General features: G+C 43.0%; 11 protein-coding genes. 2 read left to right on the forward strand and 9 right to left on the reverse strand.

Going from position 1 to position 15,956, the window contains the following annotated elements:
• Positions 1-13: 13 nt before the first annotated feature.
• Both glmS and RBATCC27255_RS03080 read right to left on the reverse strand, forming a co-directional pair.
• Positions 14-1,843 (reverse strand): glutamine--fructose-6-phosphate transaminase (isomerizing), encoded by a 1,830-nt coding sequence (gene glmS, locus RBATCC27255_RS03075; RefSeq protein ID WP_101028691.1) that lies wholly within the window; start codon positions 1,841-1,843, stop codon positions 14-16.
• A gap of 18 nt (positions 1,844-1,861) precedes the next feature.
• Entirely contained in the window at positions 1,862-3,739 is a 1,878-nt protein-coding gene (locus RBATCC27255_RS03080; protein ID WP_101028692.1) for a polysaccharide biosynthesis protein, read from the reverse strand.
• Between the two features lie 241 nt (positions 3,740-3,980).
• Between RBATCC27255_RS03080 and RBATCC27255_RS03085 the strand changes: the two genes are divergently transcribed.
• Positions 3,981-4,826, forward strand: a complete 846-nt coding sequence (locus RBATCC27255_RS03085; RefSeq protein ID WP_101028693.1) for a metallophosphoesterase — start codon at positions 3,981-3,983, stop codon at positions 4,824-4,826.
• A 321-nt stretch (positions 4,827-5,147) separates the two neighbouring features.
• On the opposite strand, the gene RBATCC27255_RS03090 is transcribed toward RBATCC27255_RS03085, so the two are convergent.
• The 4 genes from RBATCC27255_RS03090 to RBATCC27255_RS03105 are packed head-to-tail and all read right to left on the reverse strand — an operon-like array spanning position 5,148 to position 9,941.
• Positions 5,148-5,567: a hypothetical protein gene (locus RBATCC27255_RS03090; RefSeq protein ID WP_101028694.1), complete on the reverse strand. Its 420-nt coding sequence runs from the start codon at positions 5,565-5,567 to the stop codon at positions 5,148-5,150.
• A gap of 11 nt (positions 5,568-5,578) precedes the next feature.
• Positions 5,579-7,531, reverse strand: a complete 1,953-nt coding sequence (gene srtB / locus RBATCC27255_RS03095; RefSeq protein WP_101028695.1) for a class B sortase — start codon at positions 7,529-7,531, stop codon at positions 5,579-5,581.
• A 23-nt stretch (positions 7,532-7,554) separates the two neighbouring features.
• Entirely contained in the window at positions 7,555-8,736 is a 1,182-nt protein-coding gene (gene thiI / locus RBATCC27255_RS03100) for a tRNA uracil 4-sulfurtransferase ThiI (protein WP_101028696.1), read from the reverse strand.
• Between the two features lie 41 nt (positions 8,737-8,777).
• Positions 8,778-9,941, reverse strand: coding sequence for a cysteine desulfurase family protein (locus RBATCC27255_RS03105; protein WP_242958566.1), 1,164 nt, complete (start codon positions 9,939-9,941; stop codon positions 8,778-8,780).
• A 114-nt stretch (positions 9,942-10,055) separates the two neighbouring features.
• Here RBATCC27255_RS03105 and spoVAC point away from each other — a divergent pair, with 114 nt between their 5' ends.
• Entirely contained in the window at positions 10,056-10,511 is a 456-nt protein-coding gene (spoVAC, locus tag RBATCC27255_RS03110) for a stage V sporulation protein AC (protein ID WP_101028698.1), read from the forward strand.
• Positions 10,512-10,579: 68 nt separating this feature from the next.
• Here spoVAC and RBATCC27255_RS03115 read toward each other — a convergent pair whose 3' ends face one another.
• The 3 genes from RBATCC27255_RS03115 to RBATCC27255_RS03125 all read right to left on the reverse strand — a co-directional run bounded on the left by RBATCC27255_RS03115 (position 10,580) and on the right by RBATCC27255_RS03125 (position 15,846).
• Positions 10,580-11,344: a zinc ribbon domain-containing protein gene (locus RBATCC27255_RS03115; protein WP_101028699.1), complete on the reverse strand. Its 765-nt coding sequence runs from the start codon at positions 11,342-11,344 to the stop codon at positions 10,580-10,582.
• 594 nt (positions 11,345-11,938) lie between these two features.
• Positions 11,939-13,303, reverse strand: coding sequence for a citrate/2-methylcitrate synthase (locus RBATCC27255_RS03120; protein ID WP_101028700.1), 1,365 nt, complete (start codon positions 13,301-13,303; stop codon positions 11,939-11,941).
• Between the two features lie 287 nt (positions 13,304-13,590).
• Positions 13,591-15,846: an alpha-amylase family glycosyl hydrolase gene (locus RBATCC27255_RS03125; protein WP_101028701.1), complete on the reverse strand. Its 2,256-nt coding sequence runs from the start codon at positions 15,844-15,846 to the stop codon at positions 13,591-13,593.
• Positions 15,847-15,956: the final 110 nt, after the last annotated feature.

Genomic DNA, 15,956 nt, shown 5'->3' on the forward strand with positions numbered 1-15,956 from the left:
CATAAAGCACCGTTTATTCTACAGTAACCGACTTAGCAAGGTTCTTTGGCTTATCGGGATCAATACCTCTGTTGATTGATGTGTAATAAGCAAGAATCTGGAGCGGAACTACCGCTGTAATCGGCATAAGAAGCTCGTCTGTATGCGGAATTTCGATAACATAATCCGCAACACCGTCCTTGAGTTCTCTTGCACAGGCGTCTGTACAAACAAGAATAACCTTTGCGCCTCTTGACTTAACCTCAACAACATTGCTGATTGTCTTGGGGATAATACCTGTCTGAGTTGCAACGGCGATAACGGGAACATCCTCGTCAATAAGCGAAATTGTGCCGTGCTTTAACTCGCCTGCGGCATAGCTTTCTGAGTGAATGTACGAAACCTCTTTGAGCTTGAGCGAACCCTCCATTGAAAGGGCATAGTCAAGACCTCTGCCTATGTAAAGCAGGCTGTCGGTTGCAACAAGCTTTGTGGCAACGAACTTGCAGATTTCCTCGCAGTTGTCGATTACATACTGAACTGCCTCGGGCATTTTTGTTAGAGCCGAAACAAGTCGCTTGCACTCGGCTGTGCTGATTGTTTCCTTTGCAAGAGCAAGCTCAAAGGCAAAGAGATACATAACAGAAAGCTGTGTGATGTATGCCTTTGTTGACGGAACGGAAATTTCGGGACCTGCGAGTGTGTAGATGAGCATATCCGCCTCACGGGCAATTGAACTGCCCTTTGCGTTTACGATTGCAAGAGTTTTTGCACCTTTCTGCTTTGCAAGACGCATTGCGGCAAGACTGTCGGCTGTTTCGCCCGACTGTGAAATGATGATTACAAGGTCGCCCTCGCCTACAATCGGATTTCTGTAACGGAACTCGGACGCAATGTCAACATTTACGGAAACTCTTGCGAGATCCTCAATAACATACTTGCCGACCATACCTGCGTGCATGGCAGTACCGCAGGCAACAATTGTGATATTTTTGAAATCCTTGATTGTTTCCGTTGTGATGCCGCATTCCTCAAGAAACGGAAGTCCCTCTTTGATTCTCGGCATAATCGTTGTTCTGATAGCCTCGGGCTGTTCGTTGATTTCCTTAATCATAAAGTGCGGATAACCGCCCTTTTCGGCAGCCTCCATATCCCAGTCGGCTGTCTGAAGTTCCTTTTCAATCGGATCAAGGTGTTCGTCAACGAACGAAACACCGTCAGGTGAAAGTGTTACGATTTCATCATGGTCAAGAAGATAATAATCCCTTGTGTACTGAAGAATTGCAGGAACATCGGACGCAATAAAGCACTCACCCTCTGCAACGCCTACGATAAGAGGACTTTCACGGCGAACCGCAAAAACTCTGTCGGAGAAATCCTTGAACATAATTCCGAGTGCAAACGAACCCTTAAGCTCAGCCATTACACTGTCGATTGTTTCAAGCGGATTTCCGTTGTATTTATAGTCGAGGAGCTGAGCAACAACCTCTGTATCTGTGTCGCTTAAAAAAGTTCTTCCCTTTGAGATGAGGAAGTCTTTAAGCTCCATATAGTTTTCAATAATACCGTTGTGAACGATTGTAACCCTTGCACCGCTGTGTGGATGTGAGTTTACATCCGAAGGCTCGCCGTGGGTTGCCCAACGGGTGTGACCTATGCCGACATGACCTTTCGGAGTGCCGACCTCTGCAAGCTTATCCTTTAAGTCCTGAAGCTTACCCTTGGTCTTTACGGTCTTGATTTCTCCGTTGTCAAAAACCGCAATACCTGCCGAGTCATAGCCTCTGTATTCAAGCTTTGTGAGAGCATTAACAAGCACCTCACTGCAATCCTTAGGTCCTACATAACCTACAATACCGCACATAAAATTTCTCCTTTTCGGTTAATCATTGACCTTGTGGCAAAAAGTAGGTACAAGTTCTGCCAAAAGTTCAACTGTCTTTTCACTGTCATTGTTTTCTGCGGTCTTTTTGAGAACCTCAAGCTTTGACAGCATATCTGTTTCGTCTATTTTAATTTGATTTCCTATGAAAATTTTCTTGTTCTGTGTTGACTTAAGACCTTCTTCGTCCATAAGAAGCTCCTCAAAAAGCTTTTCACCCGGACGAAGTCCCGTGAAAATAATCGGAACATCTTTGTACGGAACCTTACCGTACATTCTGATAAGGTTCTCGGCAAGGGTTGTAATCTTGACGGGAGCACCCATATCAAGAACAAAAATCTCACCGCCCTTTGCCATTGCACCTGCCTCAAGAACAAGCGAAACAGCCTCGGGAATAGTCATAAAATATCTGATAATATCGGGATGTGTTACGGTAACGGGTGCACCGTTTTCAATCTGACGGCGAAACAGCGGAATAACCGAGCCGTTTGAGCCGAGAACATTACCGAATCTTGTTGTTACAAATTCGGTATCGGTGCTGTGCTGCGCCTTGTACTGAATAATCATCTCGCACGCACGCTTTGTTGCGCCCATAACATTTGTCGGATTAACAGCCTTGTCGGTTGAAATCATAACAAACTTCTTTGCCTTGTACTTTTCTGCAAGGGTTGCAACATTGAATGTGCCGAAGATGTTGTTCTTTACAGCCTCCTCGGGAACGGTTTCCATAAGCGGAACATGCTTGTGAGCGGCAGCGTGGAATACGAGTTCGGGGCGATATGTCTTGAAGATAAGCTCCATTTTGTCGTAATCACGAACCGATGAAATAAGCGTTACAAGGTTGAGCTTTGTGCCGTATTCAAGCACAAGCTCCTGCTGAATATCATATGCGTTGTTTTCGTAGATATCAACAATGATGATTTGTTTCGGATTATTCTTTGCAATCTGTCTTACAAGCTCACTGCCGATTGAACCGCCGCCGCCTGTAACAAGGCAGACCTTTCCGTTGATAAGGTCATGAATCTCCTTGCGGTCAAACTCAATCGGTTTTCTGCCGAGAAGATCCTCAATCTTGATTTCCTTTGCCTGTGAAATAAGCTGTGTATGCCCGTCATCAAACAAAAGCTCGCCGAGATAAGGGATAATCTTGATTTTGCACTCTGTTGCGGAACAGTAGTCAAGAATCTTCCTCTTCTCTTCTTCCTCACATGACGGAATTGCAACTATAATATTGTCTATGCGGTATTCATCACATATTTTAACAATTTCGGGACAGGTTCCGACAACGGGGATTCCTTCGATTTTCTGATTCAGCTTTTTCAAATCATCATCGACAAAGCATACCGGAATAATATTTTTTGACGGGTTATTAACATCATTCTGCTCATTCGCATTGTGAATTTCACGGATAATCATTCTGCCGGCATTGCCTGCGCCCACAATAAGTGTACGCTCTCCGCCCTCTGCCCTTCCTGCCTCGGTAAGGTCAAGAAAAGCCTTTCTGAAAACAAAACGGAATGCAAGAATTCCGACAAGGGCTATTGCGAAATATACTATACAAAAAATCTTTCTCTGCGGAATCTGCAAAAACAACGAGATTACAAAGCCGAGCGTAAACCCCGAAAAAACGGCAATTCCGCACACCATATAGTCCTTTGCGTTAAAGTATCGCCACAATTTTGAATATGTTCCGCTTATATAAAGTGTAAACAGACACATTACAAGGTTGATAACGATGTAACTCAACAGTCCTTTGCTTGCAACAGTGCCTATGTAACCGACAAGTGAGAGAATGTAATTTGCAAGAATACCGCTGACAACGATAATAAACACATCTGCGAGAGCCAGAAACATCTTACGCAAATTAATCTTCTTCATAACCCATACCTCTTCTGTTTAACTTTGTGTAAATTTCCCGAGTAACATATAAATACAATTATGATTCATTATACAACAGTGCAAAAGGAATGTCAAACAAAGCAATTCCTAAATCAATTTAAAATCCCGACAACCGAAGCACAAGGAACAGTAATAATCAGACTTGTTCGACACACATTTGTTGACAACCGCACAAAACGAGCCTAAAATAATACCATACTTAATATGGGCGGTAAATTAAATGAAAAAGTTTTTTATAATTATCGGAGCAATAATACTTGTGCTGTTTGTGGCTCTCGTAATATGGGGCGTTTACTGTGACAACACAATTGCAATCACAAATTACAGCGTAAACAACACAAAGAACGACGCAAAGCTGAAATTTGTTGTCATCACGGATTTGCACAACAAGGAATACGGAGAAAAGAACGCAGACCTTGCAGAGCTTGTAAAGGAACAGAATCCCGATTTTATCGCGGTTTGCGGAGATATGGTCAACCGTAGCGATCCCGACACAACGAAGATGAAGGATGTGCTGAAAAAGCTTGCGGATATTGCGCCCACATACTGCTGTCTTGGCAACCATGAGCGTGACAATGCCGCCGAATTTGGCACAGACTTTAAAAGTGAGATTGACTCAACAGGCGCCGTATTGCTTGACGATGAATATATAAAATTCACCAAAAACGGCAAGAGTGTGCTTATCGGCGGAATGAGCGATTACCCTTATTATGAATTCTACACTCCCGAGGACGATGTTCCTTCAAGAACACTTTGGGAAGAATTTGCCGAAAAGGCAAAGGATAATTTTACGATTCTTCTGCACCACCAGCCCGAATACATTGCCGAGGATGCAAAAAAGACCGACATAGATTTAATCGTCTGCGGTCACACCCACGGCGGACAGATTCAACTGCCGTTCATCGGCGGAGTAATCGCTCCGAATCAGGGCCTTTTTCCGAAATATGACAAAGGCGAATTTGACCTTGACGGCACAAAAATGATTGTCTGCGCAGGTCTGAGCAACACCGTATTCATCCCCAGAATCAATAATCAGGTTGAAATAGGAGTAATAAACATAAGTTAAGGAGATTCAATGTATGACTGCAAAAAACGGCGGAGTTTTTTAATTGATTTTATAAATGCTGCAAATGGCGTTTTCTCCGGTTTGAAATCATACGCACCGTCTTTTGCCCGTTTCTCTTGTACGGCTTTTCTTCATTATGAATTTCTCCTTTTCCCGATTTGAACCTGAGCTTTTTCTGCCGCAGGTTTAGATTTTACAGCTTTTTTGACACAAAAACATCCCCTTAAAGCGTCCTTGAAATTTTATCTTTTCAAGCGTCTGCTTTAAGGGGATTATATCGTTTTACTTAGCTTTTTAACTGTTCACTTTTCACTGTCAGCCTTAATACTGCTGCATTACCGAGTTTGCCATAATATACTTCTTAAGCGGACCGTGCATAATCTCTTCAATCTGAGCGGGTTCGTCGGGCAGAAGAACAAGCAGCTGGTTTGCGGCTCTGATGACATAACCGTCGTCACCGTATTCATTTTTCAGCTTTTTGCAGTCATTAACAGGGGTTTCGCACAATGCACGCGAGATTATGCTCTTTATCCCCTTTTCATCGTCAAATCCGAGTCCGCCGACAACAAACACGACATTCAGCTTTTTAAAAGCGTCTGTAAGCTCGACCCCGAGTTGTTCGGAATCGGTTGCAAAACAGGTTTTGACAAGCTCAAGATCAAGCTCCGAAAAGGACTTTTGCAAAGCTCTTTCGCAAAACGAGGTTTTGCGAGCAGCGAAAAAAACAAGCCTGCAATTCATTTTCCGTCCTCCTACTGTGCGTTTGCGTATTCGGGTTTCAGCGTTGCCTTAAATTTCGGTGCAATGCTCAAATTAGCCGTTACCTTTGTATAGTCATAGGTAGTATCCCAACCCTCAAAAGTATAATCGTAATACTCATCACTCGGTTTTTTCGGTATGGTCTTAGGCACAACCGCCGACTTTCCGTACTCAACCTTTTGCTTTGACAATACAGAACCGTCATAGTTAATGAAGGTTACATTGCAATAAACCTTTGCCTGAGTTGTAGGCTGTGGCTTCTTTGTTACAGTCTGACCCTTTTTGTCGGTTGCGGTTGTTGACTCCGTTGTTTTCGGAGTTACTTTCTGATTTTTAAAGCCGTAGTCTCCGTCATACCAAGTAATCTGACCCTTTTTGTAGGCTGTGTCAAAGTCTGTAACAGTCGGTCTTGTACCGCCGTAGGATGAATAATAAACCTGCGGCCATACAGCATTCTTGTTGAGAGATGCCTTTTTTACATCAACCTTTGTTGATTCACCTGCTCTCACCTTTCTTGCAACAATTACTGTTCTGAAATTTGTGAACTCATACGAACAGGTTGAAAGCGTAACAAGCTCATCATCCTCATTTACATCAACAGGACAGTTAAACAGCGAACGAATACGAACATTGTAGACATAGTTCATAAAATCCTTGTCATTTTCAAAGTCGCTTATCATATAGTTGAAGAACTCGCCGTGTGCGGTAAGAGTGTTTGTCTTGAACACAGAGATAATCTTATAAGTACCCTTGCCCTTTGGGGTGTCAAAACGGAAGGTCGGAACTTCTTTGTAGAAATCGAGATCCCCTGTTGTTCCGCCGAACTTCATAAGATCACCGAACATTGAACCGTCCTGAATGTGGTGAGAGTGAAGAACAAGGTTCTTGCCGTCTGTACCCTTTGTTGAACGGTAGTCAACAAACACACTGCCAAAACCGTCCCACTCATTCTTGTAGTTGTGGTTAAGGTAATACTGTTGCGGTGTGCTGTCTGCCTTATGCCACAAAACAGGGTAGTCAATGTGGGTGTCCTTCATCTGAATCCAACCGACAATTTCATCGTTGATTTTCAAAAGCTTATCCCAGTTGATTGTATCGTCCTTTTTCTTTGCAGGGGTTGTGTCGGAGTCATCGACACTGTGAGCAATTCGCTGAATTTCTCCGTTAAGCTCGGCATTTCTCAGGCTGAGGTAAATCATATTGTAGAACAACAGCGAAAGCGCCGTAAGGAACACAAGGAACGAAACCATTACAACACATTTTCGTGTAACCTCCTTTGCTCCGTCACCGCGCAAAGGAATATAGTTGTTGACAAAGCCTGTTTTTGCAGGTACAAATTCCTGATTGCTGAAACCGTTCGGATAATCCTCCTGCGAATTTTCAAAATTAGACCTCGTGCGGATACAAGCAAGGCACACCATATCCTCGGGATTTTCGCCTGCAAGCGATGATTTCGGAAGAACTGCAACCTGAATACCACGGTACATAAAACAGTAGCCGCGATAACCGCTGCCCATATCCTTAAGACTGAAAACTCTTGACTTTTTGCGGAACATTCTGTACTTGTCCTTGAGCTGTTCCATCTCTTCCTTGTCTGCCTTACGCTTTTTGGCATTGAGAAAATCAAGATTTCTCTTTCGCCAATAGTCCTTCGGCACGGGAGTATTCTCATACTTCTCGGATGCCGCAACAACCTCGGCAAACTTTTTGCGGAACGATGTGCTGTCCTTTGTTGTAAGAGCCTCTGCAATCACAACCTGATCAGGCGCTTTTTCGCTTTTCGCAAGCTCATTAAGTGCAGAAATAATTTTAGAATATGAAGGTGAAACGCTTTTTACTTTGGTTACGGAAAAGCCGTTTTGTTCAAGCTTTTTTGCAATTTCACCGCTTGTTTGAGAAAGGTCAGCGGAATTTTTGCCCGTTAAGGAAAAAATCTCAACATCCATGTCAATTCCCCTTTCAATCAGTTTTATTCATCATCAGCCGAAATTCTTGTAACTTTTAGGTTCTGAAGAGCCTCTTCAACAAGAGGTTCAAAATTCGGCTTTTCCTGAGCCTCTTTTACATATTTGAGAACAGGTCTTGTACGGGGATGCTTCGGTGTGAACACGGTACAGCAGTCCTCATACGGTTCAATTGAAATATCGTAGGTATCAATCTTGTAGGCAATGTCGATAATCTCCTGCTTATCCATACCAATAAGCGGTCTGAACACGAGCATATCGGTCGCCTCATCTGTACAAGAAAGCGCACCGATTGTCTGGCTTGCAACCTGACCGAGGCTTTCACCTGTGATAAGTGCCTGACATTCGTACTTTTCGGCAATTCTTTCGGAAATCTGCATCATCAGGCGGCGCATAATGATTGTGAAAAGTTCTTCGGGACATTCGTCCTTGATTTTCTCCTGAAGCTTTGTAAACGGCACGGTGTACATAACCATATCACCTGCATATCTGCTGACTCTGCGGAGAAGTCTGACAACCTTGTCTTCTGCTCTGGGGCTTGTGTAGGGCGGACTTGCAAAGTGAATTGCAGTAAGTCTGATACCTCTTTTTGCCATCATATAAGCGGCAACGGGGGAGTCAAGACCTCCGCTGATGAGGATTGCGGCTCTGCCGCCTGTGCCAACCGGAATACCTCCTGCTCCTCTTATCGGTTCGCCGTGAACATAAGCGCCGAAGTCACGGATTTCAACATTTACAACAAGGTCGGGGTTGTGAACATCAACCTTGAGATGCGGAAACTTTGAAAGAATTTCACCGCCGACCTCTCTGCAAATTTCGGGAGATTTGAGCGGAAATTTTTTGTCGCTTCTCTTTGCCTCAACCTTGAAGGTTTTAATATTGTTAAGCTGATTTTCAAGATATTTCGGGGCGGTTTCAAGAACGGATTCGATTGTTTTTTCACAAACGGCTGCTCTTGAAAAAGCGATGATTCCGAACACCCTCGAAACGATTTCGCAAGCCTTTTCAAGGTCTGCATCATCATCAAGCGGTTTTACATAAATTGTGGACTGTGCCGATGTAATCTCAAAACGACCGGCACTCCTCAACGCGTGTTTAAGGTTCTTTTTGAGAACATCCTCAAACGAACGGCGGTTAAGTCCCTTAAGAACGATTTCGCCGTCTTTCAAAAGTAAAATTTCCTTCATAAAATGTATTCCTTTATTTTAAATATGTATTCATACTATTCCTATTTGTGGGCAAGGGTTTTCAGTCCCTTTTCAATACCTTCACAAAGTGCGTCAATATCTTCCTCCGTATTCAGCTTTGAAAAGCTGATCCTCAGTGCGCTGTCGGCACGGTCACGACCGATATTCATTGACTCAAGCACATAACTCGGTTTGCCCTTTGCACAGGCACTTCCCGATGATACATAAACTTCGAGATTTTCGAGAAAATGCAGCATCGTTTCGCTCCTGACTTTTCCTGCCGAGATATTCAGCACATACGGAAGCGCATTTTCGGGAGAGTTGAGAACCACTCCGTCAATTTTAAGCAGTTTTTCCTTTGCGTAGCTGTTAAGCTTTGAAACATAACCGTAATTTTTATCTATGTTAAATTCACTGCACGCAACTCCCATTGCGGCAATCAGCGGAATTGCCTCTGTGCCGGGGCGGAGTTTTTTCTCCTGTTCACCGCCGTAGTGAAGCGGAACAAGCCTTACACCCTTTTTCACGAAGATTGCGCCCACACCCTTCGGGGCATGGATTTTGTGACCGCTCACGCTGATTAAATCCGCATGAAGTTTTGATGCGGAAAGCGAGATTTTACCGAAAGCCTGAACGGCGTCCGTGTGGCAGATTACATCGCTGTTCTTCGCCTTAACAGCGGAAAAAATATCCGAAATATTCATAATTGCGCCCGTTTCGTTGTTGACGCACATTACAGACACAAGAATTGTGTTTTCGTCAACATTTTCAAGCACATCTTCTTTGTGAATTGTGCCGTCCTCACGGGGCATAATACGGACAACATCAAAGCCGTTATCCTCAAGCTTTTTCGCAGATTCCATAATACTGCTGTGTTCAACGGCAGACACAACAATCCGCCTGCCTCTGCGTTTTTTAGCCTCGGCAACGCCGAAAACTGCAAGGTTATTCGCCTCTGTACCGCCGCTTGTGAAATAGATTTCATCGGCAGTTGCACCGAGCCTTCCGGCAACCTCTTTTCGAGCCTTTACAAGCTCCTGCTCGGCATACATTCCACGCAAATGGAGTGACGAGGGATTGCCGTAATTTTCGGTCATTATCTCAAACGCTTTTTCTGCCGCACCTTGCGACACCTTAGTAGTTGCGCTGTTATCAAGATAATGCTCCATTACTTTGCCCTCATTTCGTTTTACATAGCTGTACATACTAATAATTATACTACAGCAGTCAAAAAAAATAAAGTGATAATTCAAACATAATTGAAATTTATGTGGTAAAAATAAATACAAACTTTATTTTTGGTACAAAGGCGGCATTTTATGATTTCAAAAAAAGAATATAGCACGATTGTGAAAAATAATTCACCGAAAAGTAAATGTTTTGTGAACGGGACTAAGGCATTTTTCATCGGCGGTTTCATCTGTCTTATCGGACAGATTTTGACCGACAGCTATTCATTGCTTGACATCGGCAAAGATGATGCAAAAACGCTGACTTCGGTAACGCTGATTTTCATAGGAATTTTGCTGACGGCAATCGGTGTGTACGACAAAATTGCAAAACACGGCGGCGCAGGTACGCTTGTTCCGATTACAGGCTTCGCAAATGCGGTTTCTTCGCCTGCGATTGAATTCAAATCAGAGGGATATGTTACAGGACTCGGCGCAAAGCTGTTCATCATTGCAGGACCTGTCATAGTTTACGGAATTACCGCATCAGCTGTTTTCGGAGCTGTTTTGTGGGTACTGCATATGTTCGGGATTACCTTGTTCTGACTTTTCAATAATTTAAACCGCAAAAAGAGGTGCCGCAAATTGCCGACACCTCTTTGTCTGTTATTTTATTATCTTTTCTTGTACAAAACAAGCTCGGGATTTTTTACATTTTCTTCATAAGTTGAAATCAGGATGAAATCCGTATTTGCGACAATTCCGAAATATCTGTCACCGCCGAACTCACATTCAAGCTGATTTCCGAGATATGTTGCGTTGTCATCCAAAAACTTAACCTTGTTGCCATTCGGAAGTCTGTATCCAAGATTGACATAACTTCCGACAAGCGCATTCAGCTTTGTAAGTTTTGGCATACCCACAACATTCAAGGCATTTATCTCGTCAATCAGAGTATTTTTAAATTCCTCAAAAGCCTTGTTTCCGCCGAGTTCCTTATATCTTTTCCAATAGTCAAGCTTTGGGAGTGTTCTCAACAGATACTCACGCACCTCTTTTTCGGAATGTTCCTCGTCAGCCATATTTTTGACGCAGACATCAATCAAATCATCAATATCGCTGTACATATAATTTCCGTCGGCATAGCACCACTTGCAGTAGTCTTCGTTCATAAAGCCGTCTTTTTCTCTGCTGATAATCTCATCTTCCAACGGCATACCACAGCATTGACATATCAATTTTCGGGGTGAACCGAGCAGGGTATTGATTGACACATTATAAAGCTTTGAGAGCAGTTTTAATGTTTCCGTATTCGGAACCGTGTCGCCGTTTTCCCAACGAGAAACCGCCTGTCTTGTTACAAACAGTTTTTCAGCCAGCTCATCCTGAGAAAAACCCGATTTTGTTCTTAATTTCAATAAAATTTCTTTTGTATCCATAGCCGTCACCTCTTGCTTATATTATAATGCAGAGCGTGATTTTTCACAAGCAACCTGCTGTTGCACGGCGTGACGGCGTGACGGCGTGCCGCCGTTCTCCATTCGTGAAGATAGTTTGATATATAAACAAATATGTTTCCCGAGCGTAACACAGTATTTACCTCTGCAACTCTGTAAGGGCGTGCCGCCGTTCCCAATTCGTGCAGACAGTTTTAATTAAATGTAAAATTGAAAATTGAAAATGGAAAATTAATGTCGGGAAGACAGTTTGTAATGTAAAAAAACATATTATGCCCGAGCGTAGCATTGCAACCGTTCGCACAATTTCGTAGGGGCGGATATTATCCGCCAGCACGGCGTGCTACCGTTCCCTATTCGTGCAGACAGTTTTAATTAAATGTAAAATTGAAAATGGAAAATGGAAAATTAATGTCGGGAAGACAGTTTGTAATGTAAAAAAACATATTATGCCCGAGCGTAGCATTTCAATTGTTTTCGCAATTTTGTAGGGGCGTTCATTGGACGCCCGCACGGCGAGCCGCCGTTCCCCATTCGTGCAGACAGTTTGATATATAAACAAATATGTTCTCCGTATTACCTGTCTTTCAAATCAACATATTCCTTGTTTTCGGAAATACTCATATATGCAGGACGGATGATTTTGCCGCAGTTGATAAGCTCCTCGAGTCTGTGTGCGCTCCAACCGGTGATACGGGCTGTTGCAAAAAGCGGAGTATAAAGCTCACATGGAATATCAAGAAGACTGTAAAGAAGTCCGCTGTAGAAATCGACATTTGCGGCAACTCCCTTGTAGATTTTACGCTTTCTGCCGATAACCTTCGGAGCCAGTCTTTCAACTCTCTCATAAAGGTCAAATTCATCATTGTGACCTTCGGCAAGCGCAAGCTTTTTAACAGCACCGTGAAGAATCTGCTGACGGGGGTCGGAAATTGTATAAACTGCGTGACCCATACCGTAGATAAGACCCTTTTTATCAAAAACCTGCTTGTCAAGGAGCTTCTCAAGATAATCTTCAAGAGCGTCCTCGTCTTCCCAGTCCTTAACATGCTTTTTGAGATCCTCAAACATATAGTAAACCTTAACATTTGCACCGCCGTGCTTAGGACCTTTAAGTGACGCAAGTGCCGCAGCTACTGCCGAGTATGTATCTGTGCCTGAAGATGTTACAACATGAGTTGTGAATGTTGAGTTGTTACCGCCGCCGTGTTCCATATGGAGAATGAGCGCCATATCAAGAACCTTTGCTTCAAGCGGAGTGTAGTGTCTGTCGGGACGAAGAAGCGACAGAATAACCTCGGCTGTTGACATTGTAGGCTCTGCACGGTGAATATAAAGGCTGTTGTCACGCTGATAGTGATTATATGCATGATAGCCGTAAACCGACAAAAGCGGAAATACAGAGATAAGCTGTATGCACTGTCTTAAAACATTATCTATAGATGTATCGTTAGCGTTCTTATCATAGCAGAAAAGTGTGAGAACACTTCTTGCTATTGAGTTCATCATATCGTTACTTGTGGCCTTGAGGATAACATCACGAACAAAGTGCTGAGGAAGGGTTCTGTACTGAACAAGAAGCTTCTTAAAGTCTTTAAGCTGCTCTTCGTTGGGCATATCGCCAAAGAGAAGAAGGTATGTAACCTCTTCAAAACCAAAACGGTCATCCTCAAGAATACCGTCAACGATATCCTTTACATTATAGCCCCTGTAACGAAGCTCACCCTCGCAAGGAACAAGCTTTCCGTCAACAAGCTTATTCTGTGTGATTGTAGAAATATCTGTAAGACCGGTGAGAACGCCCTTACCGTCAAGGTCACGGAGACCTCTTTTTACATTGTACTTACTGTATAAATCTGTATCAATAACGGAGTTATGGGCCATTTTTTGAGCCAGCGCATGAATCTGCGGTGTAACATCCGAATACTCGTTGTTTGTCATAAAAAACACTCCCTTTTAAAATTCACAATAAATTGAAACTATATTTTATGTATTATAGCACATTTTTAAAAAAAAGAAAAGGTACAATTCTTGCAGAAGTGTCACATCTATTTTCACTCTTATATGTAGAACTTGCATAATTTTCTGTTTTCTTATTCATTGCAACGCAGTATTACGAATATATGCCCTTAATTGTCCCGAATTTTGACGGATAAAAAATGACAATCCTTCATTTTGACAAAAAAACGGAGCAGGAAAACCTGCTCCGTAAAAACAACATTATTTTATTACTTGAGATATGTACCGTTAGTACCGATCTGACCGTCAATGCCGGTGAAACCGTCTGCACAGCAAACATAAACTCTCATATTAGCCCTACCAACAGAAGATACTGTAAGTGTGCCGTCTGTAACATACTTAACATCGCCTGTAACTGCATCAATATACTTACCGTTAGGAAGGTTCTTGAATGTAGCACCGCCTGAGATAGTTACACAAGCAAGGCTGTCTGTAGCGCCCTGTGTGTAACGGCGAACGAATGCCATATTACCGTCAACATAAGTCTTGCTTCTTGTATACTGACCCTTCTGAAGTGCAGGAACTGCTCTTCTGATTTGGTTGAGCTGCTGAATATGAACAGCGAGAGGTGCTTCAAGTGTGCTTGCAACAGCACCGCTTGCATTAGTATATGTACCAAAGTCTGTAGCTGTTACGTCGCCCTCGAGGTAGTCACCGAAGTATGCACGACCTGTTGTTGCAAGAGGTGCGTTAGGACCAACATCCATAGGAACACCCTTCTGGAACTCAAGCTCAGAACCGTAGTAAAGACACGGAATACCACGGAAAGTAAAGAGTACATCAAGGTTCTCTGCCCATGACTGTGTACCGCCATCGTAACGGCTGTCCATATCAGGACCGTAGTCGTGAGAATCAACATATGTTACATTCCATGATGAGTCATTGTAGTACGGATCTTCTTCACAAGCACGGGTAAATGCGTTGCTTGCATTTGAGAAGTTCCAATGCATCGGGAAGTCGATTACGCTTGTGCCGTTTGCCTTGCTGTAATCAGGTGTGTGATACTTAAGACCGTCAAGATAAACATTATCAGATGTTGGCTGATTTGCTGTACTTGCGTTGCTGTCATAGTGCTTAAGTGTAAGATCAATATTTGAAGCCTGATCATTTGTAAACGAATTGATGTACTGGCTGTCTGATTCAGCCCATGTATAGAACGGAGCTGAAATTGCAGGAATGTTGTGGTTCCAGAACTCACTTACACGAGTACAAACCTCACCAAAGATGAAGAAGTTTTTACCGCCTGTCTTGAGCCATGACGGGAAGTAATACTGGTTAAGTGTAAGTCTTGAAACGTGCTTTTCAGTATCAAGTCTGAAAGCGTCAACGCCCATGTTGATATAGTTGTTATAAACGTCGTTAAGGTAATTAGCAACTGTAGGATTCTCTGTGTTGATATCAACGCAGTCACCGGCAATCTGACCTGTCTGTACAGTCGGGCTTTCCCAGCTGAGGTCTTTGAAGTGGTGATAGTTGTTTTCCGTGTCGTGATTACCGGAGTCAAGCTCCTTAGTATCCTTCATGATATTAAGTCTTGCGGCATACTGATACTTAGGCTCAAGGTCATCGTAGTTCGGGAATGTTTTAGCAAAGTCGCTTCCCTCAATAACCTTCATGCAATCTACAGAAGCAAGATCCTGAATTGAGTCATATTCCTTTGTAAACATAGGAGCAAGAGTTGCCTCACCGAAGTTACCTGAATGGTTAACTACGATATCCTGAACAATCTTGATGCCCTTTTCATGAGCGGCATCAATAAGATCCTGATATGTAGCGCCGTCGCTCTCATAACGAACATCAACTGTTGAGAAGTCCATTGCATGGTAGCCGTGGTAATCGTAGCCCGATGCGTTTGTTACAACAGGAGTAATCCAGATTGCGCTGAATCCGAGAGCCTTGATGTAGTCAAGCTTGTCGATAAGACCTTTGAAGTCACCACGCCATGCGGGATCGCTGTCGGGGTTGTTTGCCTGTGAGTCGTCCCAGCAATGAACATCGTTACCTGTGTCACCGTCATAGAAACGGGTTGTGATTACAAAATAAATTGTGTCTTCACGCATGTCAACACGGTCAAAATCCTGCATATCCTCAGGATTTTTGCTTGACCATCTCTTATTTTTATACCACCACTCGCCTGTGTTCCTTGTGAGCTCGGCAGACTGCTTTCCGTTTGTAACAAACATCATATTGATTTTTGTTACATCGTTGAAAGTGTACTTGTAGTAGTTGTTTCCCTCGGAAGTCATCTTAACGCCGGGGTACTCCGTGCTGATGTTTTTCGGAAGGCTGTTCCAATAATAGATTGTGGGCGTGCCTTCCTCACAGTAGTAATGTACTGTGATTGTGCTTGATGCCGAAGTGTCGTTGTCGTCATCTGTATTAGCCGCACTAACGGACATAACAGATACCGTACAAATTACGCAAATCGACAAAATCAATGCTAGCAATTTTTTAATTTTTGCCATAGATTTTCCTCCTTTTGTTATATTTCGTACAACATAACATACAATCATATTATAATTTAGAGAGCAAATTTCATTTTTCTTTTATGGAATAATCACAAAATTGATATGCC

It is taken from the genome of Ruminococcus bromii, from assembly GCF_002834225.1.
Lineage (GTDB): Bacteria > Bacillota > Clostridia > Oscillospirales > Acutalibacteraceae > Ruminococcoides > Ruminococcoides bromii.